The sequence below is a fragment of the Streptomyces sp. NPDC102279 genome, assembly GCF_044766365.1.
Classification (GTDB): Bacteria; Actinomycetota; Actinomycetes; order Streptomycetales; family Streptomycetaceae; genus Streptomyces.
In genome coordinates this window covers 190,723-214,655 of sequence record NZ_JBIWLU010000011.1, presented here as the reverse complement: position 1 = coordinate 214,655, position 23,933 = coordinate 190,723, and the positions used below count along the sequence as shown (strand labels likewise).

At 72.4% G+C, this 23,933-nt stretch carries 23 protein-coding genes; 6 read left to right on the top strand and 17 right to left on the bottom strand.

The window, feature by feature from the left end; translation table 11 throughout:
• Positions 1-3: 3 nt before the first annotated feature.
• The 3 genes from ACIRQH_RS28110 to ACIRQH_RS28100 form a co-directional block, all read right to left on the bottom strand.
• Entirely contained in the window at positions 4-483 is a 480-nt protein-coding gene (locus ACIRQH_RS28110) for a hypothetical protein (protein ID WP_358816585.1), read from the bottom strand.
• 131 nt (positions 484-614) lie between these two features.
• A complete protein-coding gene (locus tag ACIRQH_RS28105) occupies positions 615-776 on the bottom strand; it encodes a hypothetical protein (protein ID WP_404227384.1) in 162 nt (53 codons plus the stop codon).
• A gap of 109 nt (positions 777-885) precedes the next feature.
• The gene (locus ACIRQH_RS28100; protein ID WP_404227382.1) at positions 886-1,038 is read right to left on the bottom strand and encodes a hypothetical protein; all 153 of its coding nucleotides are present in this window, start codon (positions 1,036-1,038) and stop codon (positions 886-888) included.
• 125 nt (positions 1,039-1,163) lie between these two features.
• Between ACIRQH_RS28100 and ACIRQH_RS28095 the strand changes: the two genes are divergently transcribed.
• Positions 1,164-2,084: a DUF5829 family protein gene (locus ACIRQH_RS28095; RefSeq protein ID WP_404227584.1), complete on the top strand. Its 921-nt coding sequence runs from the start codon at positions 1,164-1,166 to the stop codon at positions 2,082-2,084.
• 87 nt (positions 2,085-2,171) lie between these two features.
• Here the strand turns inward: ACIRQH_RS28095 and ACIRQH_RS28090 are convergent, their stop codons facing one another.
• Entirely contained in the window at positions 2,172-3,254 is a 1,083-nt protein-coding gene (locus ACIRQH_RS28090; protein ID WP_358816582.1) for an aldo/keto reductase, read from the bottom strand.
• A 191-nt stretch (positions 3,255-3,445) separates the two neighbouring features.
• On the opposite strand from ACIRQH_RS28090, the gene ACIRQH_RS28085 reads away from it, so the two are divergent.
• Complete coding sequence (locus ACIRQH_RS28085) at positions 3,446-4,513, top strand: AraC family transcriptional regulator N-terminal domain-containing protein (RefSeq protein WP_404227581.1); 1,068 nt, start codon at positions 3,446-3,448, stop codon at positions 4,511-4,513.
• Positions 4,514-4,673: 160 nt separating this feature from the next.
• Here ACIRQH_RS28085 and ACIRQH_RS28080 read toward each other — a convergent pair whose 3' ends face one another.
• Positions 4,674-5,714: an NAD(P)-dependent alcohol dehydrogenase gene (locus ACIRQH_RS28080; protein ID WP_388869451.1), complete on the bottom strand. Its 1,041-nt coding sequence runs from the start codon at positions 5,712-5,714 to the stop codon at positions 4,674-4,676.
• 181 nt (positions 5,715-5,895) lie between these two features.
• Between ACIRQH_RS28080 and ACIRQH_RS28075 the strand changes: the two genes are divergently transcribed.
• Positions 5,896-6,810: a helix-turn-helix transcriptional regulator gene (locus ACIRQH_RS28075; protein ID WP_358816579.1), complete on the top strand. Its 915-nt coding sequence runs from the start codon at positions 5,896-5,898 to the stop codon at positions 6,808-6,810.
• Between the two features lie 40 nt (positions 6,811-6,850).
• On the opposite strand, the gene ACIRQH_RS28070 is transcribed toward ACIRQH_RS28075, so the two are convergent.
• The 5 genes from ACIRQH_RS28070 to ACIRQH_RS28050 all read right to left on the bottom strand — a co-directional run bounded on the left by ACIRQH_RS28070 (position 6,851) and on the right by ACIRQH_RS28050 (position 11,917).
• On the bottom strand, positions 6,851-7,621 hold the full coding sequence (locus tag ACIRQH_RS28070) for a group II truncated hemoglobin (protein WP_404227379.1): 771 nt from the start codon (positions 7,619-7,621) through the stop codon (positions 6,851-6,853).
• Positions 7,622-7,689: 68 nt separating this feature from the next.
• Positions 7,690-8,373: an ABC transporter ATP-binding protein gene (locus tag ACIRQH_RS28065; RefSeq protein WP_388869448.1), complete on the bottom strand. Its 684-nt coding sequence runs from the start codon at positions 8,371-8,373 to the stop codon at positions 7,690-7,692.
• Positions 8,374-8,408: 35 nt separating this feature from the next.
• Positions 8,409-9,872 (bottom strand): ABC transporter permease, encoded by a 1,464-nt coding sequence (locus ACIRQH_RS28060; protein ID WP_388869445.1) that lies wholly within the window; start codon positions 9,870-9,872, stop codon positions 8,409-8,411.
• Between the two features lie 220 nt (positions 9,873-10,092).
• Positions 10,093-11,349: an Ig-like domain-containing protein gene (locus ACIRQH_RS28055; RefSeq protein WP_388869442.1), complete on the bottom strand. Its 1,257-nt coding sequence runs from the start codon at positions 11,347-11,349 to the stop codon at positions 10,093-10,095.
• 223 nt (positions 11,350-11,572) lie between these two features.
• Positions 11,573-11,917: a hypothetical protein gene (locus ACIRQH_RS28050; protein WP_388869439.1), complete on the bottom strand. Its 345-nt coding sequence runs from the start codon at positions 11,915-11,917 to the stop codon at positions 11,573-11,575.
• A gap of 110 nt (positions 11,918-12,027) precedes the next feature.
• On the opposite strand from ACIRQH_RS28050, the gene ACIRQH_RS28045 reads away from it, so the two are divergent.
• Both ACIRQH_RS28045 and ACIRQH_RS28040 read left to right on the top strand, forming a co-directional pair.
• A complete protein-coding gene (locus ACIRQH_RS28045; protein ID WP_358816574.1) occupies positions 12,028-12,372 on the top strand; it encodes a hypothetical protein in 345 nt (114 codons plus the stop codon).
• 57 nt (positions 12,373-12,429) lie between these two features.
• Entirely contained in the window at positions 12,430-13,182 is a 753-nt protein-coding gene (locus ACIRQH_RS28040; RefSeq protein ID WP_358816573.1) for a DUF2625 family protein, read from the top strand.
• 314 nt (positions 13,183-13,496) lie between these two features.
• Here the strand turns inward: ACIRQH_RS28040 and ACIRQH_RS28035 are convergent, their stop codons facing one another.
• The 5 genes from ACIRQH_RS28035 to ACIRQH_RS28015 form a co-directional block, all read right to left on the bottom strand.
• A complete protein-coding gene (locus ACIRQH_RS28035; RefSeq protein ID WP_388869433.1) occupies positions 13,497-15,215 on the bottom strand; it encodes a DEAD/DEAH box helicase in 1,719 nt (572 codons plus the stop codon).
• A gap of 135 nt (positions 15,216-15,350) precedes the next feature.
• Positions 15,351-15,554: a cold-shock protein gene (locus ACIRQH_RS28030; RefSeq protein ID WP_028803001.1), complete on the bottom strand. Its 204-nt coding sequence runs from the start codon at positions 15,552-15,554 to the stop codon at positions 15,351-15,353.
• Positions 15,555-15,786: 232 nt separating this feature from the next.
• The gene (gene hutH / locus ACIRQH_RS28025) at positions 15,787-17,325 is read right to left on the bottom strand and encodes a histidine ammonia-lyase (RefSeq protein ID WP_404227579.1); all 1,539 of its coding nucleotides are present in this window, start codon (positions 17,323-17,325) and stop codon (positions 15,787-15,789) included.
• A 103-nt stretch (positions 17,326-17,428) separates the two neighbouring features.
• Entirely contained in the window at positions 17,429-18,583 is a 1,155-nt protein-coding gene (locus ACIRQH_RS28020) for a sensor domain-containing diguanylate cyclase (RefSeq protein ID WP_358816571.1), read from the bottom strand.
• A gap of 62 nt (positions 18,584-18,645) precedes the next feature.
• Positions 18,646-19,485: an enoyl-CoA hydratase/isomerase family protein gene (locus tag ACIRQH_RS28015; protein ID WP_388869429.1), complete on the bottom strand. Its 840-nt coding sequence runs from the start codon at positions 19,483-19,485 to the stop codon at positions 18,646-18,648.
• Between the two features lie 954 nt (positions 19,486-20,439).
• Between ACIRQH_RS28015 and ACIRQH_RS28010 the strand changes: the two genes are divergently transcribed.
• Entirely contained in the window at positions 20,440-21,129 is a 690-nt protein-coding gene (locus tag ACIRQH_RS28010; RefSeq protein ID WP_388869426.1) for a hypothetical protein, read from the top strand.
• Between the two features lie 34 nt (positions 21,130-21,163).
• Here ACIRQH_RS28010 and ACIRQH_RS28005 read toward each other — a convergent pair whose 3' ends face one another.
• The gene (locus ACIRQH_RS28005; protein ID WP_388929613.1) at positions 21,164-22,546 is read right to left on the bottom strand and encodes an adenylate/guanylate cyclase domain-containing protein; all 1,383 of its coding nucleotides are present in this window, start codon (positions 22,544-22,546) and stop codon (positions 21,164-21,166) included.
• Between the two features lie 482 nt (positions 22,547-23,028).
• Entirely contained in the window at positions 23,029-23,895 is an 867-nt protein-coding gene (locus ACIRQH_RS28000) for a biotin--[acetyl-CoA-carboxylase] ligase (protein WP_404227371.1), read from the bottom strand.
• Positions 23,896-23,933: the final 38 nt, after the last annotated feature.

Sequence of the window (23,933 nt, the reverse complement as noted above, 5' to 3'; positions counted from 1 at the left end):
CGATCACTCGATGCCCAGCGGTCCGATGCCCAGGTCCTCACGCATGAGGTGACGCATCCGTGCCATGGCCGCGCGCCGGCGCGCTATCAGGGGCGCTTCCTCGGCTGAGCCGACAGCCACCCCACGGGCGTACGCGTCGCGCAGTGCGCGCAGACCGTGGAACGCTTCGTTTCCCGCTGTCACGAGCTGCGGCGGTCCCACGAGCCAGAGGCGTTCGCTCGCTGTATAGACGCCGGTGCCGCGGACGGCCTCGCGCACGGCCGCGTCACGTGCCGACGCGGACATGTGATCGCCCAGGGCGACGGCCCGTATCTCCTCACCCGCGGTTTTGAGGGCGGAAACGAACACGGTGTACACCTCGCGCCGTATCTCCAGCGCGTGCCTGGCTTCCTCCCGCCGCCATCGGTTGCGATCGGCGAGCAGAGTCGCCGCGATGCCGATGGCGGCGCCGACCAGTGTGGAGAGCAGGGGCATCCAGTCCATGCGCCGCAGCCTGTCCGAAACGGCCCGCCCGCACCAGTGGGTCTCGCTGCGCACACCGGCAGCCCGGGGCATGCCGGACCGCGGCGCTGCTCACCGTACTCACCGTGTCGCGCCGCGGCGGCTCTGCGCGGTCAGTCGAAAGCCACGACCAGGCGGACGCCGTCGCCTCCGAAGCGTCCTGCCAGGGCCTTCATCACGGCGAAGACGTGGGGCCAGTGCGTCTCATGGCCCAGTACCGCACCGACCGTCAACGGCTCGTATCGGTGGGACAGTTCGTCGGTGATCCACTCCACGCACCTGGGTCAGCTGGGCGGAACTCGCCGCGATCGACCTCACGACTTCGGCCGATGACTTCATCGGCCGACTGACCTGGCGCACCAAATCGGGGCCGTCGATCATGAATCAACCATTCGTGTCCGACGCGAAGGCCGCGTAGTCCGTCTCGTCGTACAGCGGCCAGAGATCCATGGCCGCCACCCACGGCTCTCCGTCGTAGTGGTCGGTACCGGCGCCGGGATGGCGGAACTCGATACCGCCGTGGATGTCCGTACTCACAGCGCCGCACCCTAGCCAACCCCGACACGCCAATGCCCGTTCGTTTCGGGCTGGTTCGAAAGGAAGGGCGATCGGGGGCTCTTCGTTCTACGATCCGTCGCATGCTGATTCGCCGGACATTACGGATGATCCTCGTGCTCGCGGTGGCCCTCGCCGGTGCGATCGGGGGTGGGGTGGGGACGGCGCAGGCCGAGGGGGGCCGGTCGGCGCACGATCGGCAGTTGCTGTTCTTCAACCACACCTACGGCGTCCTCGACCGGGAGACCGCCGACGCCATCGAACACTCCGACTATCTGCGGGACTTCGCCAACTTCCAGGTCCGCACCACGACCGGTGCCGACGGACAGACCTGGACCGGCCGCTATCTGATGGGCCGTGAGACCTACCTGGAGCTGTTCGGAGTCGGTGACGTCGCCGGCCAGGACGGCACCCTCGGCTCCGCCGGGACGGGCCTGTCGACCGAGCGGGCCGGAGACATCGCCACGGTCACGGAGCGGCTGAAGGACGCGGGGGTCACCGACCCCGTCGAGTTCCTGCAGACGCGTGACTTCGGTGACGGCGTCCCCGTTCCCTGGTTCGACGCCGTCCTCACCACCACCGAGTACGACGCCTACGGAGCCTGGGCGATGGAGTACCGGCCGGAGTACTTCGCCGACCCGCGCGGCAACACCGAACCGGCGGCCTTCCCCGGTGACGTGGGCCGGGAGCGCTACCTGTCCGACGACTACAGCGCCCATCTGATGCGTGACGTGTCCTCCGTGCGGATCGCCGTCACCGAAGGGGACCTCGCCGACACGGTCCCGCTGCTGCGCGCCGGCGGGTTCGCCGTCCGGACCGTGCCGAACGGTGGCGTCGTCGCGGAGGGCGGCGGCACCTCCATCCGGTTCGACGCCGTCCCGCGTGACGAGGCGGGCCTGCGGCGGATCGAACTGTCGCTGAACCGGTCGGTGAAGGGCCGTCACGTGGAACGGATCGGGAACTCGACGCTCGTCGTCGGCCCCGGCGACCACGCCGTGTGGACGTTCGCGGACAACGGCACCGAGTAGACGACCGAGCAGACCGGGAACCCTGGGGTGCGCCGTCGACGAGGGCGCACCCCTCACCGCCGCCTCCGGGAAGACCGAGGCGCCGTCTCAGTACCGCGCCGCGTCGGCCAGCAGCGGCGGGTACACCTGGCTCGGCCGGCCGTCGACCGTCGCGCCCGCGTACTTGAGCATCGCGCCGACCTGGTGGTTGAGGGCGTACGGGAAGTTCAGGGCCGGGGCCGACACCTCGTCGAGTACGGCCGTCTGTTCCGGGGTGAGCCGGAGGTCGAGGCCCGCCAGGTTCGCTTCGAGGTGGTCCAGGGTGCGCGGGCCGATCAGCGTCGAGCTGATGCCCGGGCGACCCTGCACCCACGCCAGCGCGACGGCCGCCGACGTCGCGCCGGCCTCCTCCGCCACCGCCGCGAGGGTGTCGATCACCTCGAACTGGTCGTCGGTGGGGCCGCCGAGGACCGCCGAACGCCTGGTGTCGGCCGGGGTGCGCCGGTCCCGGGTGTACTTCCCGGACAGGAAGCCGCTCTTGAGCGGGCTCCACGGCAGCACGCCCATCCCCGCGTCCTCCGCCAGCGGAATCAGCTCGCCCTCGATGGTGCGTTCCAGCAGGGAGTACTCCATCTGCAGCGCGGTGACCGGGGTCCAGCCGCGCAGGAGCGCGGTGGTGTGGGCCTTGGCCGTGAACCAGGCCGGGGTGTCCGAGAAGCCGACGTAGCGGATCTTGCCGGCGGTGACGAGGTCGTCCAGGGTGCGCAGGGTCTCCTCGACCGGGGTGGACCAGTCGTGGTTGTGCAGCCAGTACAGGTCGACGTGGTCGGTGCGCAGCCGGCGCAGGGAGTCCTCCAGCTGGCCGATGATCGCCTTGCGTCCCGCGCCGCCGCCGTTGGGGTCGCCGAGGTGGAGGTTGCCGAAGAACTTGGTGGCCAGCACCAGCCGGTCGCGCAGGCCGGGGCGGCCGGCGAGGAAGTCGCCGAGGATCGCCTCGGAGTGACCGTTCGTATAGAAGTTGGCGGTGTCGACGAAGTTGCCGCCGCGGTCGAGGTAGCCCTGGAGGATCTTCTCGGACTCCTCGACCCCGCAGCCGAAGCCGCCGTCCTCGCCGAAGTTCATCGCGCCGAGGCAGAAGGGGCTCACCTTGAGGCCGGATCGGCCGAGGCTGACGTACGAGTCGAGTGCCATGGAATGCTCCCTGGAAGAGTGGGTGGGAATCCGGCTCTTCGAGCAAACCACCGTGAGCTGCGCGATCGTTAGGGCGATCCGACCGGCCTCTTGCACGATCCTGCCCGATCGGCCGGAATCAGCGTTGCCGCCCGCCCACTCGGGTGTTTGGATCGAACGTGTACCCCGACGAACCCCTCCGGACGCTCGCCCTGCCCGGCAGCCGTCCCGCTCCCCCGGACAGCCTGCGGACGCTGCGGGACCTCGTCCTGCGGCACGTCGACCGGGACGGCACCGCGCCGCACGGGATCATGCTGTCCCGCGTGGATGGCCCCTCCGCCCCGACGTCGAGCATCGCCGACCCGGTGCTCGCCGTGGTGGCGCAGGGCGCGAAGCGGCTGACGCTCGGTGACCGGATCCACGACTACGGCGCGGGCCAGTATCTGGTCGTCTCGGTGGACCTGCCGGTCACCGGCCACTACACGCGCGCCTCCCCCGAGGAGCCGTTCCTCGCCTTCGGGCTCACCCTCAGGCCCCCGGACATCGCCTCACTCCTCCTCGCCGAAGCCGGGGCGGGTGCAGGCGCGGGGACAGAGACGGGGACAGGGACGGGAGCCGCGACGCGAGCCGGTGCGCGAGCCGATGCGACGGCCGCGCGGACGGCGGGGGCGGGGCGCACCGGCAGCCGTCCCCCGTCCTCCCGCACCGCTCCGCCCGGCCTCGCCGTCAGTGACGCCTCACCCGACCTCCTGGACGCGGTGGTGCGTCTGGTCCGGCTGCTGGACCGGCCCTCCGACCTGCCGATCCTCGCGCCCATGATCGAGCGGGAGATCCTGTGGCGGCTGATCACCGGCGAGCAGGGTGCGCTGGTCCGCCAGATCGGGCTGGCCGACAGCCGGCTGCGGCACATCAGCCGGGCGATCCGCTGGATCCGGGACCACCACGCGCGGACGCTGCGGGTGGAGGAGCTGGCCAGGCTGGCCGGGATGAGCGCCTCGCCGTTCCACCGGCACTTCCGCGCGGTGACCGCGATGACGCCGATCCAGTTCCAGAAGCGGATCCGGTTGCAGGAGGCCCGGCTGAGGCTGATGAGCAGTACGGACGACGTGGCGGGCGTCGGGTTCGCGGTCGGCTACGACAGCGCGTCCCAGTTCAGCCGCGAGTACCGCCGCCAGTTCGGCAGCCCGCCGGGCCAGGACGCCGCCCGCCTCCGCGGAGAGGCCGCCGCCCGCACCGGGCAGCCCGAGCGACGCGGCGCAGTGCCGTCCCCGTCCCTCTAGACCGCGGACCGGGTACCCGCCGCCGCGGCCCGAGGTGGTACCGCCGCGCGTAGGCAGCGCAAGGGCGCCGATCCAGTCGTACGACGGGATCGGCGCCCAGGCTCACGGGGTCAGGACGGCGGCGGGCTCTACCGGGGGCCGCCGGCCCCCGGGGACGCGGCTAGATGGTGGCCGTGTCGATCACGAAGCGGTAGCGGACGTCGCTCGCCAGCACCCGCTCGTACGCCTCGTTGATCTCGGACGCGGCGATCAGTTCGATCTCCGCGCCGAGGCCGTGCTCGGCGCAGAAGTCCAGCATCTCCTGCGTCTCCTGGATGCCGCCGATGCCGGAGCCCGCGAGGGTCTTGCGGCCGCCGATCACGGAGAACAGGTTGAGCCGGACCGGCTCCTCGGGCGCGCCCACGTTCACGAAGGCGCCGTCCGTCCGCAGCAGGGAGAGGTAGGCGTCCAGGTCCAGCGGCGCGGAGACGGTGGAGAGGATCACGTCGAAGGTGCCGCGCAGCTCCTCGAAGGTCTTCGGGTCGCTGGTCGCGTAGTAGTGGTCGGCGCCCAGTTTCAGGCCGTCGTCCTTCTTGCGCAGCGACTGGGAGAGCACCGTGACCTCGGCGCCGAGCGCGTGCGCGATCTTGACGCCCATGTGGCCGAGACCGCCCATGCCGAGGACGGCGACCTTCTTGCCGGGGCCCGCGTTCCAGTGCTTGAGCGGGGAGTACGTGGTGATGCCGGCGCAGAGCAGCGGCGCGGCCACGTCGAGGGAGATGCCCTCGGGGATGTGCAGGGTGTACTTCTCGTCGACGACGATCTTCTCGGAGTAGCCGCCGTAGGTGGGCGTGCCGTCCTTGCCGACGGCGTTGTACGTGCCGACGTTGCCCTTGAGGCAGTACTGCTCCAGGCCTGCCTGGCAGTTCTCGCACTCGCGGCAGGAGTCGACCATGCAGCCGACGCCGACCCGGTCGCCGACCTTGAACCTGGTCACGCCGGAGCCGGTCTCGGAGACGACGCCGGCGATCTCGTGGCCGGGGACCATCGGGAAGATGGCCTCGCCCCAGCCCTCTCGGGCCTGGTGGATGTCGGAGTGGCAGATGCCGGCGAACTTGATGTCGATCAGGACGTCGTGCTCGCCCACCTCGCGACGCTCGATGGTGGTGCGCTCCAGCGGAGCCTTGGCGGCGGGAGCGGCGTACGCAGCGACTGTGGTCATGCCGGGGTTCTCCTCGGGAGTGGTCTGTACGGTGCCCGGCTGTCAGGTCTCTTGCATCGGGCACGGCTTCAAGCCTGCCCGAACTCTCGGGATCCACCCAGGTCACGGCTCTGCGTACGTTCGCTGGTCCTACTACTGACGGGGTCAGGCTCCTCGGCGTACGACCGGGAATACTGGACGTATGGATGAACAGCCCTCTGCGGGGTCCGCCGGTGAGGCGGGCCTGCCGCTGGACCGACGTGCCGAACTCAGCGAGTTCCTGCGCACCCGCCGGGCCCGGCTCAAGCCCCAGGACGTCGGGATGCCGGACTTCGGACGGCACCGCCGGGTGCCCGGACTGCGCCGCGAGGAGCTGGCGCAGCTCGCGGGGGTGTCCGTGGCGTACTACACGCGCCTGGAGCAGGGCAACGGACGGAACGTGTCGGCGGAGGTGCTGGACGCGATCGCGCGGGCGCTGCGCCTGTCGGACGCCGAGCACAACCACCTGACGCACCTCGCGAAGCCCAAGCAGCACAAGAAGAAGCAGACCGCGCGTCCGCAGCAGGTGCGGGGTGCGCTGCGGCAGCTGCTGGACACGATGGACGGCGTTCCCGCGTACATCACCGGTCGGCGTTCGGACCTGCTCGGCTGGAACCGGATGGCCGCCGCCGTCTTCGGCGACTGGTCGGAGCTGCCGCCGCAGGAGCGGAACTGGGCGCGGATGGTTTTCCTGCGGCCCGAATACCGCGATCTGTACGTGGAGTGGGAGCAGAAGGCGATCGACATCGTCTGCCATCTGCGGATGGACGCGGGCTGCCATCCCGACGACCCGCGGCTGTCGGCGCTGGTGGGCGAGCTGTCGGTGAAGAGCGAGGACTTCCGCCGGCTGTGGGCGACGCACGACGTGAAGGAGAAGAGCCACGGGGTGAAGCTGCTGCGGCATCCGCTGGTGGGCGATCTCGCTCTGCAGTACGAGTCGTTCCGGCTGGTGGACGACGCCGAGCTGGCGCTCGTCACCTATCACGCGGAGCCGGGGTCCCCGTCGGCCGAGGCGCTGCGGCTGCTGGCCTCCTGGGGCACGGACGCGACCCGGGCGGGCGCCTCCTCACCCCAGTAGGCCGTCGGCTCGGCAGGCCACCACCCCGGCCCTCGAGCGGTCACGGCTGGTACGGCGGTGCGGCACCCCACGTCCACTTCGGTACGGGCTGTTCCGCGGGCGCGCTCGCGTCCGGGGCGGAGAAGAGGACGGCCAGCCGCGTTCCCCACTCCACGTAGGCGAGGAAGGCGGAGCGGAACTCGGCGTCGGTGGGCAGCCCGGCGTCGTCGGCCGCGTCCTGGATGAGGTTGACCCAGCGGCGCCGCTGGACCTCGGTGATGCCCTTGCCCATGTGCTTGGCGACCATGTGGCCGTGCCCGCCCTGGGTGTCGGAGTAGTTCGTGGGGCCGCCGAAGACCTCGCCGAGCCAGGCGGCGACATGGGCGGCGTGCTCGGGCGCGAGGTCGGCGAAGAGGGGTGCGAGGAGGTCGTCCTTGAGGACCTTGTCGTAGAACGCCTCGGTGAGGCGGGTGAACGCCTCGGTGCCGCCCGCCCAGGCGTACAGCGTGGGAACCGCGGCGCCCCGGCCGCGTACGGCCGTCGGCTTGTAATGGCGCATCTCCTCGATGTCGCCGACGTAGGGCCCGATCTCGGCGAGGAAGTCCTGGAAGCGATCGGACTGGCGGAAGCCCTCCAGGTGGGCCTCGGTCGACGTCCAGGTGATCCGCAGGATGAAGTTCTCGAAGTTGTCCTCGCAGCGGGCGAGTTCGTAGTCCACGCACTCGGGGGCGGCGGCGAGCTGGGCCGCGGCGCGGGTGTAAGCGGCCAGGAACGGGCCCGACTGGTCCTCGGAGATCCGGTAGCGGATGTATTCGACTGTCGAAACGGTCATACCCCACACAAACACGAACGGCCGCCGGAAGCCTCGCTTCCGGCGGCCCGTTCGCTGCCGGCACAGTCCTACGCCTTCGCGTTCTCCTTGACGGTGATCCTCCCCTTGCGGATCGTCGCGACGCGCGGGGCCTTCTTCGCGATCGAGGAGTCGTGCGTGACCATGATGAACGTCAGCCCGTGCTCCTTCCACATGGCTTCGAGCACGTCCATGATCTCGTCGCGCATGGACTCGTCGAGGTTGCCGGTGGGTTCGTCGGCGAGCAGCACCTTGGGCTGCTTGACGAGGGCGCGGGCGATCGCCACCCGCTGCTGCTGGCCGCCCGACAGCTCGGCGGGCAGGTGGCCGAGCCGCTCGGCGAGCCCCACCGACTCCAGGGCGGCGGCGGCGCGTTCACGCCGGTCCTTCGTCTTCACGCCGAGCGGTACGAGCGCGGTCTCGACGTTCTCCTGAGCGGTGAGCGTGGGGATCAGGTTGAAGCTCTGGAAGACGAACCCGATGTTCTCGCTGCGCACCCGGGTGAGCTTGGCCTCGGACAGCTTCGCCATGTCCGTGCCGTCGAGTTCTATGCTCCCGGCGGTGGGACGGTCGAGTCCGCCGAGCATCTGGAGGAGGGTGGACTTCCCGCCGCCGGTGGGGCCCTGGATGACGAGCCGGTCGCCGTCCCCGATCGTCAGGTCGATTCCGTCGAGCGCGTCGATGGTCTCCTTGCCCCGCGTATAGCGCTTGGTGACGCCTCTGAGTTCGTACATGGTGCAACTCCTGGGATACGTGAGTACGGCGGGGCTTATTCGACGCGGCGCAGGGCGTCCGCGGGGCGCAGCCGGGAGGCGCGCCAGCCGCCGAAGGCGCCGGCGATCAGACCGCCGGCGACGGCCAGGGCGACCGCGACGACGATCGTGTTGACGCTGACGGGCGCGGTGAGCGCGACATCGAGGGCCTTGGACGCGGTCTGCCGGCCCGGACCGCCGAAGCCACCGCCGCCGCCCCCACCGGCGCCGCCGAAGCCGCCGCCGCCCGAGCTGCCCAGCTGTGCCTGGAGGTTGGGGCTGATCTCGGTGACGACGTAGGCGCCCGCGAGACCGAGAGCGATACCGAGGACGCCGCCGACGAGGCCGTTGACGACGGCTTCTCCGACGACCTGGCGGGTGACGCGGCTGGACTTCCAGCCGAGTGCCTTGAGGGTGCCGAACTCGCGGACGCGGCGGGAGACCGCGGAGGAGGTGAGCAGTCCCGCGACCAGGAACGCGGCCACGAGCACCGCGATCGAGAGCCACTTGCCGACGTTCGAGGCGAGGTCGGAGGCCGTGGACAGGGAGCCGGAGACGGTGTCCGCGAGGTCGGCGGAGGTGGTGACCGTGGTGCCCGAGATGTTCTTCTGGATGGTGCTCTTGACGCTGGAGATCTGCTGCGAGTCCGAGGCCTTGACGTAGATCGTCGTGACCTTGTTCTTGGAGTCGCTGAGCGTCTGGGCCTGCTGGAGCGGCATGTAGAGGTTGGCGGCCGCGTCACCGCTGTCCGGTGTCGCGATGCCGATGATCGTGTACTTGACGCTCTTGACGGTGACGGTCCCGCCGACCTTGAGCTTCTTCTCCTTGGCGTAGGAGGTGTCCGCGACGACGACCTTGGCGTTCGTCTCGGAGGTCTTGAACGTACGGCCGCTGGTGATCTTCGACGACGTCAGCGGGCCCAGGGCGGGCTTGGTGACGTCGGTGCCGTAGACCGAGTAGTTGTTGACGTCGAAGTCGGCTCCGCCGCCCTTGACGGTGCCCTGCGGCGAGGGCTGGGCGCCACCGCGCCGGTTGCCGCCCTGCTGGCCCGGAGCCTGCTGGAACTGACCGCGCGTGAACTGGCCGTTGACCCGGATGACTTGGAGACTCAGTCCGCCGACGGCGTCCGCCACACCCTGCTGGGTGTCGACCTTGCCGACGGTCGAGGAGGCGAGGGTCTGGAAGCCCTGGACCATGACGCGGTCGCTGCTCTGCTTCGTGTCCGAGCCGTTGTCGTTCGCGTCGAAGTTGAAGCGAGGGCGCTGGCTGGTGCTGGTGGCCGGTTCGGCCGCCTTGGTGACCGTCATGTCGGTCCCCAGCCCGTACAGGGACTGGAGGACCTTGCCCTGGGCCTTCTCCATGCCCGAGGAGACGGAACTGACCACGATGACCAGGGCGATACCCAGCGCGAGCCCGGAGGCGACGACGAGGGCCGCCTTTCTGCGGCGGCGCAGTTCGCGCCTCAGGTAGGTGAAGAACATGGCCGCAAGCTAGGTACGGCGCGTGATGAAGGGATAAGGCCGAAATAAGAGAACGATGAGAAGGCTGTGGCCGGGCCCAGAAATCTTTGAGAACGCCGCATGCGTACGCTCTGCGGGCCTCGCCCGGGGACCCTGCGGGCTCACCCGGAACGCGGAACGCCGATGCGGCGGCGACCCCCGTGGGGCCACCGCCGCATCGGCGTGTGCAGGGTGAGCGGGATCAGACGGCCGAACCGGCCTTCCAGGCCGCCCAGTCCAGGTTCCAGCCGTTGAGGCCGTTGTCCGGGGCCACCGTCTTGTCGCCGGTGTTCTTGACGACGACGACGTCACCGATCAGCGAGTTGTTGTAGAACCACGCGGCGGGCGTGTTGGGGTCGCCGGCGCCCTTCGTGTCGGACATGCCGACACAGCCGTGGCTGGTGTTGGCGGAGCCGAAGATGGACTTCGCACCCCAGTAGTTGCCGTGGATGAAGGTGCCGGAGTTCGACAGACGCATCGCGTGCGGCACGTCCTTGATGTCGTACTCGCCCTTGCCGTCGTCGTTCTTGAAGCCGACGGTCGAGCCGTCCATCCGGGTCTCCTTGAACTTCTCGGAGATCACCATCTGGCCCTGGTACGTCTTGTTCTCGGGCGAACCGGCCGAGATCGGGATGGTCTTGATCGTCTTGCCGTCGTGCATGACCTTCATCGTCTTGGTCTGGGCGTCGACGACGGAGACCTGGTTGCGGCCGATCTTGAACGTGACCGTCTTCTGCTGCACGCCGTACACGCCGTTCGCACCCTGGACACCGTCGAGGTTCAGCTTCAGGGTGACGGTGGACCCGCCGGTCCAGTAGTCCTGGGGACGGAAGTCCAGGCGGTTGGCGTTGAACCAGTGACCGACGACCTCCTGGCCGCTGCTGGAGGAGACGGAGATCCCCTTCTGCACCGCGGCCTTGTTGGTGATCGCCTTGTCGAAGTTGATCGAGACCGGCATGCCGACACCGACGGTGGAGCCGTCCTCCGGCGTGAAGTTGCCGATGAAGCTGTTCGCCGGGGAGACGGTGGCGAACGACGCGTTCTCGTGGGCGACGCGGCCCGAGGAGTCGGCGGCCTCGGCGGCGATCTTGTACGTCGTCGCGCGGCTCAGCTGCGAGGTGGGCTTCCAGCTCTTCTTGTCCGCGGATATCTGACCGGCGACGGCGGTGCCGGTCGCGGTCTGCATCGTGACGGACGTGAGCGAGCCCTTGCTGACCGTGACCGCCGTGCCGTTGTTGATCGACGCGTTGTCCGAGCCGTCCTTGGGCGTGATCCTGATCTGGGCCTCGGAGGTCTTCTTGGCAGCGGCCTCGTCGACCTTGGCCTGCGACGAAGCTCCGTCGCCGCCGTCCGACGCGCCGGCCTTGTCGTCGCCTCCGCTGCACGCAGAGAGCACCAGCACCCCGCCGAGCAGTGCGGACGCGGCCATCAGGCCCTTGCGCCGCTTACTGTCCGTCATCACACGCTTCTCCATCGTTGCCGAATCCCGAAAAGACACGAGAGCCCCGTAAGGACTGTCAACGCTACGACCGGTTCGTCCCGTTCCATTTCCCGCGGAAGTGTGGGGCACGCCACGTCCAGGCATGCGGACGGAGCGGTACGCAGGTGGCCCGTGCGTCTGCGGAGACGAAGAAACCCCGGGCGGCGGTTGCCGCCCGGGGCCGGTAATCGCCCGAACCGCGTCAGCCGCGCACGTCTTCCTCGTCGTCCTCGTCCGCATCATCCTCGTCGAGGTCCCACTCAGGCGAATCGGGGTCGTAGTCGATGGGCTCGCTGCTCCACGACGCCTGGGCCAGTTCCGTCCCCGGCACCTCGCTGACCAGGTCGAACGGATCGACGAGATACGCGAGGGCCTCCGCCGTGTCTTCCGTCACCGCGCTCTCGGCCTGCGCCCGCTCGTCGGCCGGCATGGCCGCGTCCTCGGCGATCCGGGCGAGTGCGGCCTTCGCGACAGCGTCGGCGTCACCGATCTCCAGCACCAGTTCGACACGAAGCCGGACAAACTGTGATGTCTCAGGGGTACTCATGGGAGGGAGCGTACGGCCCGTGGGTTACGCGACTTTCCCACGACCCGCGCCTTTCATTAGCATCGCCCCACACGGCCAATTCGCCAGCGCCACAAGGGGATCGATATTTCGTGTCCGCCGCACGTCGATCGTTGCTGACCGCCACCGCAGCAGGGACCCTCCTGGGTGCCCTCTGGTTCGTCCCGTCCGCCAACGCGACCCCGGACGTGCCGTCCCCGAGCGGGTCGGCACCGGCATCCGCCCCGGCCGACACCACGACCACCGGGGCCTCCACGGGGCCGGAGACCATGTCCGACACCGCGCAGGACACGTCCTCCAGCGATGCCGGGCCCCAACTCGCCGACACCGGCGCCGTGAACACGACGCCGTACGTCGTCGGCGGCACGGTGTTCCTCGGCCTCGGGGCCGGATTCGTGGCCTACTCCGTGCGCCGCGAGCGCACGTTGGCCCACTGACGGCACGACGGCCGACCGAGCAAGCCCACCGCGTTCCGGACAACCCACGGGGAAGCCATGCGAGAGCTGAGCGAGCTGACCGACGTCGAGGAACCGGCCTGGCCGCTGCTGGCCAAGGCACTCGACGCCAGCGGTGTGTCCATGGAGGTCCTGCCCGTGGACCCCGCGCTGGGCCGCGCCGGCCTGCTCCAGCTGCAGGTCACCGCCCGGTCCTGGCTGGGCGGGATGGTGCTCAACTGCGGCGGGGTGGTGCTGGACAGCGGCTGGGTGCGGATCTACGGCAGTCCGGCCGAGGACGCGTCGGCGGGGCTGCCGGGAGGGTCCACGGACCTGCCCTCGCTCGCCGAGGTCAACGGCTTCCCCGAGCGGTTCGATCCGGCCTGGCGCCCCCAGGACGGCGGGCTCGTCGTGGGCCATGACGTACTGGGCGGGGTGTTCGTCCTGAACGGCGCCGACCCGGAGTCGGTGGGGCGTCCGGGGCATCCCGGCGAGATCGTGTACTTCGCGCCCGACTCCCTGAAGTGGGAGGCACTCGAGGTCGGCCACGGGGCATGGCTCCAGTGGCTCCTCACCGAGGGCACGGACCAGTTCTACGACACGTTGCGGTGGCCCGGCTGGCGGGCGGAGTCCGGCGCGCTCACCGGCACCCAGGGGCTGTCCGTCGTACCGTTCCTGTGGTCGGCGGAGGCCCGCCGCGACCTCATGTCCACCAGCCGCCGCGCGGTCCCGCTCGCCGAACTCCTCGACCTGCACCGGGAGTTCGGCCTGAAACTGGACAAGATCGACCCCGGCTTCCTCGGCGACCTCTGAGCCCACCGGAGGCGGCCCGTTCCCGTACCGGGAGAGGGGGTCACGCCGGACGCTCCGGCTTCCGCCGCAAGCGGGGTCCCCCTCGGCTCCCGTCGCGGCCCGGACACGGCGGCGGGGGGGGGCCCCCCCCCCCCCCGCGCCGGGGGGGGGGGCCCCCCGGGGGGGGGGGGGGGGGCCGGCCCCCCCCCCCCGCCCGCCCGCGGCCCGGCCGCGCCGGCGGCCCCCCCGCGCCCCCCCGCCGCCCCCCCCCCCGGGCGCCCCCCCCCCCCCCCCGGGGGGGGGGGGGGCCCCGCCGCCGTACTGCGTGGGTCCGGTCAGGCCGCCCTACGGCCGCCGCCGGTCTGGCCGCCGCCGCGCTGCGGGGAGCGCCCGCGGCCGGTGCCGGTGCCGCCGGAACGGCCGGTGCCCGTGCCGCCCTCGGAGCGACGCGGCGCCGCGCCACCCTCGGCGCGACGGCCACCCGCTCCGGCGCCGCCTTCGGCGCGCCGGGGTGCGGCTCCGCCGCCGCTCGTGCGACGGCCGCCACCCGCGGCGCCCGTGGCCGGGCGGCCACCGCCGCCGCGCTGCTGACGCGGCTGGCCGTCCGAGCCGGTGCCCGCGGTGGACGGACGCCTGGCGCCGCCGCCGGTGGCGCGCCGTGCCTTGGGCCGCTGCTTGGGCTGCTCGGCCTGCTGCGGGACCTCGATGACGACCGGGACGCCGGAGGGCTCGCGGGCACCGGTGATGCGGGCGAGTTCCTCGTCGCTGGACTTGACGCGGGCGGTGTTCGGCGTGATGCCGGCGTCCGCCATCAGCCGGGTCATCTCACGCTTCTGCTCAGGGAGCACGAGGGTGACGACGCTGCCGGACTCTCCGGCGCGGGCGGTACGGCCGCCGCGGTGGAGGTAGTCCTTGTGGTCGGTCGGCGGGTCGACGTTGACCACGAGGTCGAGGTCGTCGATGTGGATGCCGCGGGCCGCCACGTTCGTGGCGACGAGCGCGGTGACCTGACCGTTCTTGAACTGGTCGAGGGTGCGGTTGCGCTGCGGCTGGCTGCGCCCGCCGTGCAGGGCGGAGGCCCGGACACCGCTGGCGAGCAGCCGCTTGGTGAAGCGGTCGGCGCCGCGCTTGGTGTCGACGAAGAGGATGACCCGGCCGTCACGGGCGGCGATGCGCGTGGCGACGGCCTTCTTGTCGGTCTCGTCGGCGACGTGCAGCACGTGGTGCTCCATGGTGGTCACCGCGCCCGCGGACGGGTCGACGGAGTGCACCACGGGGTCGGTGAGGAACATCCGGACGAGCCGGTCGATGTTCTTGTCGAGCGTGGCCGAGAAGAGCAGGCGCTGGCCGCCGGGCTCGACCTGGTTGAGCAGAGCGACGACCTGCGGCATGAAGCCCATGTCGGCCATCTGGTCGGCCTCGTCGAGGACGGTGATCGCGACCTGGCCGAGCGCGCAGTCGCCGCGCTCGATGAGGTCCTTGAGCCGCCCGGGGGTGGCCACGAGGACCTCGGCGCCGCGGCGCAGCGTGCCGGCCTGACGGCCGATCGACATCCCGCCGACGGCGGTGGCCACGCGCAGGTTGACCGCGGTGGCGTACGGCGTCAGCGCGTCGTTGACCTGCTGCGCGAGTTCGCGCGTGGGGACGAGGACGAGCGCGAGGGGCTGCCTCGGCTCGGCGCGGCGGCCGGCCGTGCGGGCGAGCAGGGCGAGCCCGAAGGCGAGCGTCTTGCCGGAGCCGGTGCGTCCGCGGCCGAGCACGTCGCGCCCGGCGAGGGAGTTCGGCAGGGTGGCGCCCTGGATCGGGAAGGGCTCGACGACGCCCTGGGCCGTGAGGGTCTTCGTCAGGGCGGCGGGCATGTCCAGAGCGTCGAAGGACTCGACGGCGGGCAGCGCCGGGGTGATGGTCTCGGGGAGCGAGAACTCCTGAGGCGGCGTCACCTTGCGGACGGGGCCGCGGCCCGCGCCCCGGCCGGCGCTCTTCGCGGAGCCGCCGGACTGTGCGGCGCGTGCGTTTGCCGGCCGCTTACGGACGGGACGTTCGGATCGAGTCATGCTGGATCTGGATTTCCTTCCTGGGCCCCACGGACTGCACACACAAGCGCTCACCACCTGCATGAGCTGTCACAGCGCGAGCCGGGACCCGCACCCGAAGGCGCGGGACCCGGCTCTGGAAAAGCGCGTCGCGAACTAGGCGGGGATGATGTTCTCCGCCTGCAGGCCCTTCTGGCCCTGCGCTACGTCGAAGGAGACCTTCTGGCCCTCGAGGAGCTCGCGGAAGCCGGAGCTCGCGATGTTCGAGTAGTGCGCGAAGACGTCGGGGCCGCCGCCGTCCTGCTCGATGAAGCCGAAGCCCTTTTCCGAGTTGAACCACTTCACGGTGCCGGTAGCCATGTTGTTCTCCTGAACAGGTAGTGGGCCCCCATCCGGAGCATGCACCGGGTAATGCCGGAGATGCCGGTAAAACAAAACGCGCCTGCGGAGGATTCCGATCAGGCGCACAAAGTAAATGGGTACCAAAAACGTATCAATGAGACAGTAGCACACACTGATACGCGGGTGCGAGGCGGGGTGTGTGGGCCGGGAACCGCCCGGCCCACACACCGGCTGCCCCGAGGGGCAGCGGCTAGGCGAGTGGCCCGGTCACCGGCTCGACCGCGGTCACGACACCGCCGGCACGTACGAACACGTCCGCCGCCGCCAGGTCGGGGGCGAGGAAGCGGTCGGGGCCCGGGCCCTGGACGCCGGCGGCACGGACGGCGGCGATGACCGCCTGCGACGCCGGGGCCGGGGTCAGGCCCGCACGGAGTTCGATGGCGCGGGTGGCGGCGTACAGCTCGATCGCCACGATGCGGGCCAGGTTGTTCACCGCGGTCCGCAGCTTGCGCGCGGCCGACCAACCCATGGAGACGTGGTCCTCCTGCATGGCGGAGGAGGGGATGGAGTCGGCGGACGCCGGTACGGCGAGCCGCTTCATCTCGCTGACCAGCGCGGCCTGCGTGTACTGGGCGATCATCAGGCCCGAGTCGACGCCGGCGTCGTCCGCGAGGAAGGGCGGCAGCCCGTGCGAGCGGTTCTTGTCGAGCAGCCGGTCGGTGCGGCGCTCGGCGATCGAGCCGAGGTCCGCCGCCGCGATGGCGAGGAAGTCGAGGACGTAGGCGACGGGGGCGCCGTGGAAGTTGCCGTTCGACTCGACGCGCCCGTCGGGCAGCACGACCGGGTTGTCCACGGCCGAGGCCAGCTCGCGCTCGGCGACCGTACGGGCGTGCGCGAGGGTGTCCCGGCCGGCGCCGGCGACCTGCGGGGCACAGCGCACGGAGTAGGCGTCCTGGACGCGCGGGGCGCCGTCCTGGTGGTGGCCGGTGAGCTCCGAACCCTTCAGCACGGCCAGCATGTTGGCGGCGCTGGCACCCTGGCCGGGGTGCGGGCGGATGGCGTGCAGCTCGGGGGCGAGGACCTTGTCCGTGCCGAGCAGCGCTTCGAGGGAGAGCGCGGCGGTGACGTCGGCCGACTTGTAGAGCGTCTCCAGGTCGGCGAGGGCCATGACCAGCATGCCGAGCATGCCGTCGGTGCCGTTGAGGAGGGCGAGGCCCTCCTTCTCGCGCAGTTCGACGGGAGCGATGCCGTGGGCGGCGAGGAGTTCGCCGGCCGGCCGGACGACACCGTCGGGGCCTTCGGCGTCGCCCTCGCCCATCAGGGTCAGCGCACAGTGGGAGAGCGGCGCGAGGTCGCCGGAGCAGCCGAGCGAGCCGTACTCGTGGACGACCGGGGTGATGCCCGCGTTGAGGATGTCGGCCATGGTCTGCGCGACCTCGGGCCGTACGCCGGTGTGGCCGGAGCAGACCGTCTTGAGCCGCAGGAACATCAGCGCGCGGACGACCTCGCGCTCGACGTGCGGGCCCATGCCGGCGGCGTGCGAGCGGACGATGTTGCGCTGCAGCTGCGCGCGCAGTTCCGGGCTGATGTGCCGGGAGGCCAGGGCGCCGAAGCCGGTGGAGACGCCGTAGACGGGCTCCGGCTTGGCCGCCAGCGCTTCGACGATCTCACGGGCCGCGGCGAGGGCCGCCACCGCTTCGCCGGAGAGTTCGATCCGGGCGCCGTCGCGCGCCACGGCGAGTACGTCGGACGCGGTCACCCCGGACGTCCCCACCACCACAGTGTGCATATCCATATTCAGGAGCGTACGCAGTGAATTCGATGATGTCACTAGTGGACGGCGGGTTGACCCCTTACTCCGGCGTACGTCACAACTGCCTCCCCGTGGACCCTCAGGAGCGGGGCGGGTCGTGCCGTCCCCGGAACCTGCGGCGCTCGCCCGCCGGGGGTGCGGGGGTGTCCGCGAGGCGGACGACGGGATCGTCGGGGCCCTCGCGCCCCGCGACCACCGGCTTCGCCGCCCGGACGGCCTTCGCCCGGTACTGGGCCGCGTCCGCCAGCCGGAACAGCCGGCGCGCCGACCGTACGGGCCCGATCGGGTCCTCGGTCGAGGCCACCCCGCACGCCACCCCCTCCCCCAGCTCCAACTCGGCTGCGCGGCGGCAGAGTTCGTCGGCGATCCGGACCACCTCGTCCGCGGCGGGGCCGATCGCGAGGAGGCAGAACTCGTCGCCGCCGAGCCGCGCGGCGAGGGTGCCCGGCAGCATGGCCCCGCAGAGCGAGAGCACGGACCCGAACCGTTCGAGGAGCCGGTCGCCGACGGCGTGGCCGCGGGTGTCGTTCACGCGCTTGAGCCCGTTGAGGTCGCAGACGACGAGGCTGACCACGGTCCCCTCGCTCCGGTGCCGCTCGACGGCCTCGTCGAGGCGCACGTCCACGGCGCGGCGGTTGGCGAGCCCGGTCAGGGCGTCGGTGTAGGCCAGCCGCCGGGCCTCCTCCAGGCGCTCGGTCTGGGCGATCCCGGCGGCGACGACGGAGGCGAGGACGGTCGCGAAGTCGGCGTCGGAGCGGGCGAAGACGGGGGCGCCGGCCCGCCGGGCCACGTAGAGCTCGCCCCACGCCCGCCCGTGCAGCACGATCGGCGCGACGACGCAGCAGCCGCGCCCGCGCCTGCGCAGTGCGGCGACCCGCTGGTGGCAGTACCCGGCGGGGCCGGCCGCCGGGCCTTCGGCGGTCTCCACCCAGGCGTTGGGCTCACCGCCGCCCGCCCACCGCTCGTGCAGGAACTCGGTGATCTCGGGGAACTGGTGCACGGGGTAGGCCTCCCCGTCGGGGAACTCCGCCTCGTCCGGCGCGCGGTCGCCGACGTTGACGAGGACCCGCAGCCGGCCGAGCTCGCGCTCCCAGACGGAGAGCGCGGCGAAGCTGCCGGTCAGCGCGTGACACGCTCCGAGCGCCGCGGCCCGCCACGACTCACGCGGCGTGTGCGCCGCGGCCATCCCCTGCGCCAGCGTCACCACGGCACTCAGCCGCCTGTCCTCTCCCATCGCTCCAGGTTAGGGACATTTACTTACATTCGGGACATTGGTGGGGCGAACAGGGGGCCGGACTACTCCCCCGGCCAGTCCGGTGTGCGCTTCTCGTTGAAGGCGGCGACACCCTCCGCGCGGTCGCCGGAGAAGGCGACGGAGCGCCAGGCCGCGTCCTCCACCTCCAGGCCGGCCCGCAGGTCGAGCCCGTGCCCGAGGCGCAGGGCACGCTTGGCGGCGCGCAGCCCGACCGGCGAGTTCGCCGCGATCCGGGCGGCCAGGGCGAGCGCCTCCGTACGGTCCTGTCCCGGTTCCACCAGCTCGTCCACCAGCCCCAACTCCCGCGCCTCGGCCGCCTCCAGACGTCGGGCCGAGAAGATCAGCTCCGCGGCGCGGGCGGCACCGACCCGGCGCGGCAGCAGTTGCGTGCCGCCACCGCCGGGGATCACCCCGACGGACACCTCGGGCAGCCCCACGACCGCCGTGCGGTCGGCCACGATCAGGTCGCAGGACAGCGCCAGCTCGAACCCGCCGCCCAGCGCGAACCCGTGCACCGCGGCCACGGTCGGCATCGGCAGCTCCAGGACGCCGGTGTAGGCGGCCCGGGCGACGGGCCGCTGCCGCACCAGCTGGGCGTCCGTGAAGGAGTTGCGCTCCTTCAGGTCGGCACCGACGCAGAAGGCGCGCTCATGGGTGGAGGCCAGCACGACCACGCGGACGTCCCGGTCGGCGGCCAGCGCGTCGCAGGCCCCCGCGATCGACCGGGCCATCTCGGTGGACACCGCGTTCATGGCCTTGGGCCGGTCGAGGACGAGCTCGGCGACGTGCCCGTGCCGCCGTACGGCGACGAACTCGCCGAACCGCCGCTCGCCCTGCTCCCCGCCCTGGTCCGCGGGTCGCTCCGCCCCTTGCTCCGCCATGACACCCTCCCGGTTAACGCGGGTTAACAGTCGACGCCCCGATCATCGCAGCCGACGCCGTCCGGCGAAACCCACCCCTTCGTCGCGCACCTCCTCGTTCGGGTGACATCGGACCCAACTCCCGTACCCCCGAACCGTGCCCGTGCTTAACCTGCGCACCGCCACAGCGCATGCGGGGCATCGGCACACCGGGGAGGGACGGCCATGACAGACCGCGAGACGCCGCAGGCCGGCGACGCCCGCCCGGGCCCGAGGGCGGTACGCCGGACACCGTCCGGAGCGGCTCCGGCCGCACCGGTCCTGCCCGCGCCGAAGGCCGGCAGGACCGCCGGGCCGACGCGCGCCCGCTGGGTGCGGGCGACCTCCCTCGGGGTCGCGACGAGCGCCCCCACGTCGTTCGCCGCGGGCGCGATCGACCCCGTCGGGGCGGGCACGGTACGGGCTCCCGTGAGGACCGCCGCGGCGGCACGGCCGGCCGCCGGAGCTGCGGACGGGGCGGACTCCCGCGCCGTCCGGGACGAGCGGGGCAGGGCGGCCAAGGTGTGGGCCACGCCGCCCGTGACCGTGGTGCCGCGGCCCGCGCCCTCCGTCGCGGCCCGGGAAGCCGGGACCGGCGCGATTCCGGCACCGAGGACCGCGGGAGCGGCCGGTCCGACGGGCACGGCCTCCCCGGCGGGCGGCGGTGCGGGCGGTGTCCCGGCGTCTCGGTCCGCGGGCACGGGCGGGTCCACAACCGCACGACCGCCGAGGAATGGCGCGAAGCCCGGGGGACCGGTCGCTCCGGACGCCGTTCCGGCGACGGGAGGCCGGGCCCAGGAAGTCTCCAGGAACGTTTCCGCCCCGGAGGGAACCGAGCAGCTCGGGCGCCCCGATGGGCGGGCCGGCCTCCGGCCGGCGGGAGGCGGATCCGCCGGGGAGCGGGCCGGGGCCGTACTGGCGCCGAGGACCGTACCGATGCCCGCGGGCAGGTCGGACGAGGCTCCGCGGGCCCCCGGCGTGATGGCCGCGGCCGGGACCGACGCGGATGTCGGTGTCGACCCGCTTCCCCCGGGTTCCGGACGGGGACGGCATCGCAGGCCCCGGCGACGGCGCGTGCTGTTCGCCGCGGGGGGACTCGCACTGGCGGCGGGGGTGCTGAGCCTCGCGCGGATGGCGCCGGAGTCGATGACCGGGATCGGCGGAGGCGGCGGGCCCGGGGACGCGGAGCCACGGGGCGGGACGCCCACGGCCGCGGACACGGACCCGGCGGACGACGCCGTCACCACCGTGGAGGCCGTACAGCCGCCCGCGCGTCCCGGCGTCGCCACGGCGACCGCCGTGATGGGCGGCGCGAGCCCGACCCCCGCCCCGGGAGTCAGTCTGATCCCCGGTCCGACCCCGGCGGCATCGGGCGGCGCCACGCCGGCGGGCCACGCCGACGGCCCGGACACCGGCGGACCGGGCGCCACCGGCATCCCCACGGACACCTACACGACCCTGCCCCCGCAGGCGCCGGACCCCGCTCCCACGGCCACGGCTCCGCGCCACACTCCGACGCAGGCCCCGAGCACCCGGGCACCGGCGCCGACGCACAGGCCGGGTGTGTGCGTACCGGTCGTCGGGATCTGCGTGGACGGACTGCTGTCACCCGGGCAACGAGGGTGACCCCGTGACCGGGCGGAGGGGCGGACGGGAAGGGCTACGCGTCGGTGTCCCGGCGAGCCAGCAGCCAGGGTTCGATGACACCGAGCCCACGGACCGGCCGCTGCCACATGGGCTGCAGCGCGAAGCGGTACGAGGGGGGTTCCTCGCCCTCCTTCTCCGCGGCGGCCGCCGCTTCCGCGGCCTCGGCCTCGGAGGCGGGGGCGTCACCGGTGCGGGTCAGCTCCTCCGCGAAGGCGCCGTCGACGAGGACGGCGTCGCGCGGCGCTATCGACGTGAGGCGGCTCGCCAGGTTCACGGTCGTGCCGAACACGTCGCCCATCCGGGTGGTGACCGTGCCAAAGGCGATGCCGACACGCAGCTCCGGCATCGTCTCGTCGTTCGCCATCGTCTCGATGAGCCGCAGCGCGATCTCGGCGGCCACACCGGCGTCGTCGGCGGAGTAGAGGACCTCGTCGCCGAGCGTCTTGATGAGCCGGCCGCCGTGGGCGGCGACCAGGTCCGCCGCGGTGGTCTCGAAGGCCTCGACGAGTTCGCCGAGCTCCTCCTCCTCCATGCGGCGCGTCAGCCGGGTGAACCCGACCAGGTCGGCGAAACCGACGGCGAGACGGCGGTCGACCATCTCCTCGTCGTCGGCGGCCTGCACGACGCGGCCGGTGGCCGCGGCGAGCTGGCGGCGCCAGACATAGACGAGGAACTCCTCCAGCTCGGGCAGGAGCAGCTCCATCAGGGGGTACGTGACCTCGGTGCGGGTCATCCCCGGTTCCGGGGGCTCGGTCAGCCCCTCCAGGAAGGAATCGATCTGCCACTCGGCCAGACGGGCGGTGGTCTGCCCGGTGGAGCGGGCGACCTGGACGGCCATGGCCTCGCTCAGCAGGCCCGCCTCGACGAGGCCGGCGAGCCGGCGCAGGGCGAGGACGTCCGCCTCCGTGAGCGCCTTGGCCTGGCCGATGTCGGCGAAGCCCATCGCCCGCCAGAATCGGGACGCCAGCTCCATGGAGACGCCCGCGCTGCGGGCCGCCTGGAACGGGGTGTAGCGCCGCTCGGCGCCCAGGATGAGCCCCTCCAGGCGCAGTGCGAGGGGATCCTCGTCGGAGTCCGGGTCGGTCGGCGCGTCCACCCGGCCGTTCGCCTCGTGCCGCGCGTCGGACCGGATCTCGGGCCGTCCGTCGGGCCGGGGTTCCGCGCGCGTGTCGGTCGCGTCGCCCTCGCGGACTCCGCTCACCTCGCCGCGGTGGCCGTCCCCACGGGGGCCGGGATCTGCGTCCGTACGGTCGTCCGGCCGGACCTCCTGCCCGGTCTCGCCGCTCGCGGCGGCCCGTGCGGAGCTCGCGTCCGTGACCGGCCCGGCGGTACGGCCCGGCTCGCCGTCGGGGGCAGGGTGAGCACCCGTGCCGGAGCCGGTGTCGTCGACGGTCACGCCTGCTGCCCTTCCGATCTGCCGAGGTCAGGTATCGACCGCGCTCAACTCTACGGCAGGTGTGCGCTGGCTCACTCCCGATGGCGCGACCTGGCGGGAGACGGTGTCCGGAGGGGCTGCGCGGGGGCCTTTCCGGGCATTTTCCCCCGCCCGCCACGGGACCCGCACACCCGCCGTACGGCACCGGTGACCCCTCGTGCCCGCGGGCCCGGCCGCGCCCGCACCGACCGCCCCGTCCCCGGGGCCGCCCCCGCAGCGCGAGCGCGACGGCGGGAGCCCTTGGCACCCCGCGTCACACCGCCCACGGACGGACCGTCCACGGACAGACCGCCCGTGGGCAGACCGTCAGCGGACGGCTCGCCCACCGGCTCGTCGTCGGGCCCGCCCGCCGGCCCTTCGTCCGAGGGCGGGCCGGGCGTCGGCAGGACGCTCGTCGGCCCGGCCCCCATGGACGGGCCGGACGCCCCTCTCTCCGGCGCCTCTCAGACGGCCCGAAGGTGGACCACGTCGCCCGCGCCCACCGGCTCCTGCACGCCGTCCTCCGTGGCGATGACGATGCGGCCGTCGCCGTCGACGGCCACCGCCTCGCCGACGATCGAGCGGCCGCCTGGCAGCTCGGCGCGGACCACACGGCCGAGGGTCGCGCAGCCGGCCGTGTACGCCTCCTGGAGGCCGGAGGCGACGGGATCACCGGACGCGTCGCGCCAGCGCTTGTACCACTCCTCGAGTGAGCGCAGCACCGCCCGCAGCACGGTGTCCCGGTCGGTGGTCGTCGCGCCCGCCAGGGCCAGTGATCCGGCGCCCGGCACGGGCAACTCCTCCGCGCGGAGGCTGACGTTGATGCCGATGCCGACCACGACCGCGTCGGCGCCCGCGCGCTCGGCGAGGATGCCGCCTGCCTTGCGCTCCTCGCCGTCGACGGGGACCAGCAGGTCGTTGGGCCACTTCAGAACGGTGTCGACACCGGCGGTGCGCGCGAGCGCGGCGGCGACGGCGACTCCGGTGAGCAGCGGCAGCCAGCCCCACCGTTCGACGGGGACGCCGGTGGGCTTGAGCACCACGGAGAAGAAGAGTCCGGAGCGGGCGGGCGCCGTCCAGCGGCGGTCCAGCCGGCCGCGCCCGGCGTTCTGCTCCTCGGCGACGAGGACCGCGCCCTCGTCGGCGTTCTCCTTGGTGACGAGGCCGGCCAGGTCGGTGTTGGTCGACCCGGTGCGCTGCACGACCTCGACGTCGGCCCACAGGCCGTCGTCGCGGACCAGTGCCCGCCGCAGGGCGGCGCCGTTGAGCGGCGGTCGGCCCAGGTCGGACCAGCGGTTGTCGTGCGCGTCTGAACCATCTCGCGGCGTCATGCAACCCAGCCTAGGTGTGGTAAACGCCGCACTGCCGA

What these genes read in the sequence shown, in the direction of transcription:
- ACIRQH_RS28110 (WP_358816585.1), bottom strand. Translation starts at nt 483, where the DNA reads ATGGACTGGATGCCCCTGCTCTCCACACTGGTCGGCGCCGCCATCGGC.
- ACIRQH_RS28095 (WP_404227584.1), top strand. Translation starts at nt 1,164, where the DNA reads ATGATCCTCGTGCTCGCGGTGGCCCTCGCCGGTGCGATCGGGGGTGGG.
- ACIRQH_RS28090 (WP_358816582.1), bottom strand. Translation starts at nt 3,254, where the DNA reads ATGGCACTCGACTCGTACGTCAGCCTCGGCCGATCCGGCCTCAAGGTG.
- ACIRQH_RS28080 (WP_388869451.1), bottom strand. Translation starts at nt 5,714, where the DNA reads ATGACCACAGTCGCTGCGTACGCCGCTCCCGCCGCCAAGGCTCCGCTG.
- ACIRQH_RS28075 (WP_358816579.1), top strand. Translation starts at nt 5,896, where the DNA reads ATGGATGAACAGCCCTCTGCGGGGTCCGCCGGTGAGGCGGGCCTGCCG.
- ACIRQH_RS28070 (WP_404227379.1), bottom strand. Translation starts at nt 7,621, where the DNA reads ATGACCGTTTCGACAGTCGAATACATCCGCTACCGGATCTCCGAGGAC.
- ACIRQH_RS28065 (WP_388869448.1), bottom strand. Translation starts at nt 8,373, where the DNA reads ATGTACGAACTCAGAGGCGTCACCAAGCGCTATACGCGGGGCAAGGAG.
- ACIRQH_RS28060 (WP_388869445.1), bottom strand. Translation starts at nt 9,872, where the DNA reads ATGTTCTTCACCTACCTGAGGCGCGAACTGCGCCGCCGCAGAAAGGCG.
- ACIRQH_RS28055 (WP_388869442.1), bottom strand. Translation starts at nt 11,349, where the DNA reads ATGACGGACAGTAAGCGGCGCAAGGGCCTGATGGCCGCGTCCGCACTG.
- ACIRQH_RS28050 (WP_388869439.1), bottom strand. Translation starts at nt 11,917, where the DNA reads ATGAGTACCCCTGAGACATCACAGTTTGTCCGGCTTCGTGTCGAACTG.
- ACIRQH_RS28040 (WP_358816573.1), top strand. Translation starts at nt 12,430, where the DNA reads ATGCGAGAGCTGAGCGAGCTGACCGACGTCGAGGAACCGGCCTGGCCG.
- ACIRQH_RS28035 (WP_388869433.1), bottom strand. Translation starts at nt 15,215, where the DNA reads ATGACTCGATCCGAACGTCCCGTCCGTAAGCGGCCGGCAAACGCACGC.
- ACIRQH_RS28030 (WP_028803001.1), bottom strand. Translation starts at nt 15,554, where the DNA reads ATGGCTACCGGCACCGTGAAGTGGTTCAACTCGGAAAAGGGCTTCGGC.
- hutH (WP_404227579.1), bottom strand. Translation starts at nt 17,325, where the DNA reads ATGCACACTGTGGTGGTGGGGACGTCCGGGGTGACCGCGTCCGACGTA.
- ACIRQH_RS28020 (WP_358816571.1), bottom strand. Translation starts at nt 18,583, where the DNA reads ATGGGAGAGGACAGGCGGCTGAGTGCCGTGGTGACGCTGGCGCAGGGG.
- ACIRQH_RS28015 (WP_388869429.1), bottom strand. Translation starts at nt 19,485, where the DNA reads ATGGCGGAGCAAGGGGCGGAGCGACCCGCGGACCAGGGCGGGGAGCAG.
- ACIRQH_RS28010 (WP_388869426.1), top strand. Translation starts at nt 20,440, where the DNA reads ATGCCCGCGGGCAGGTCGGACGAGGCTCCGCGGGCCCCCGGCGTGATG.
- ACIRQH_RS28000 (WP_404227371.1), bottom strand. Translation starts at nt 23,895, where the DNA reads ATGACGCCGCGAGATGGTTCAGACGCGCACGACAACCGCTGGTCCGAC.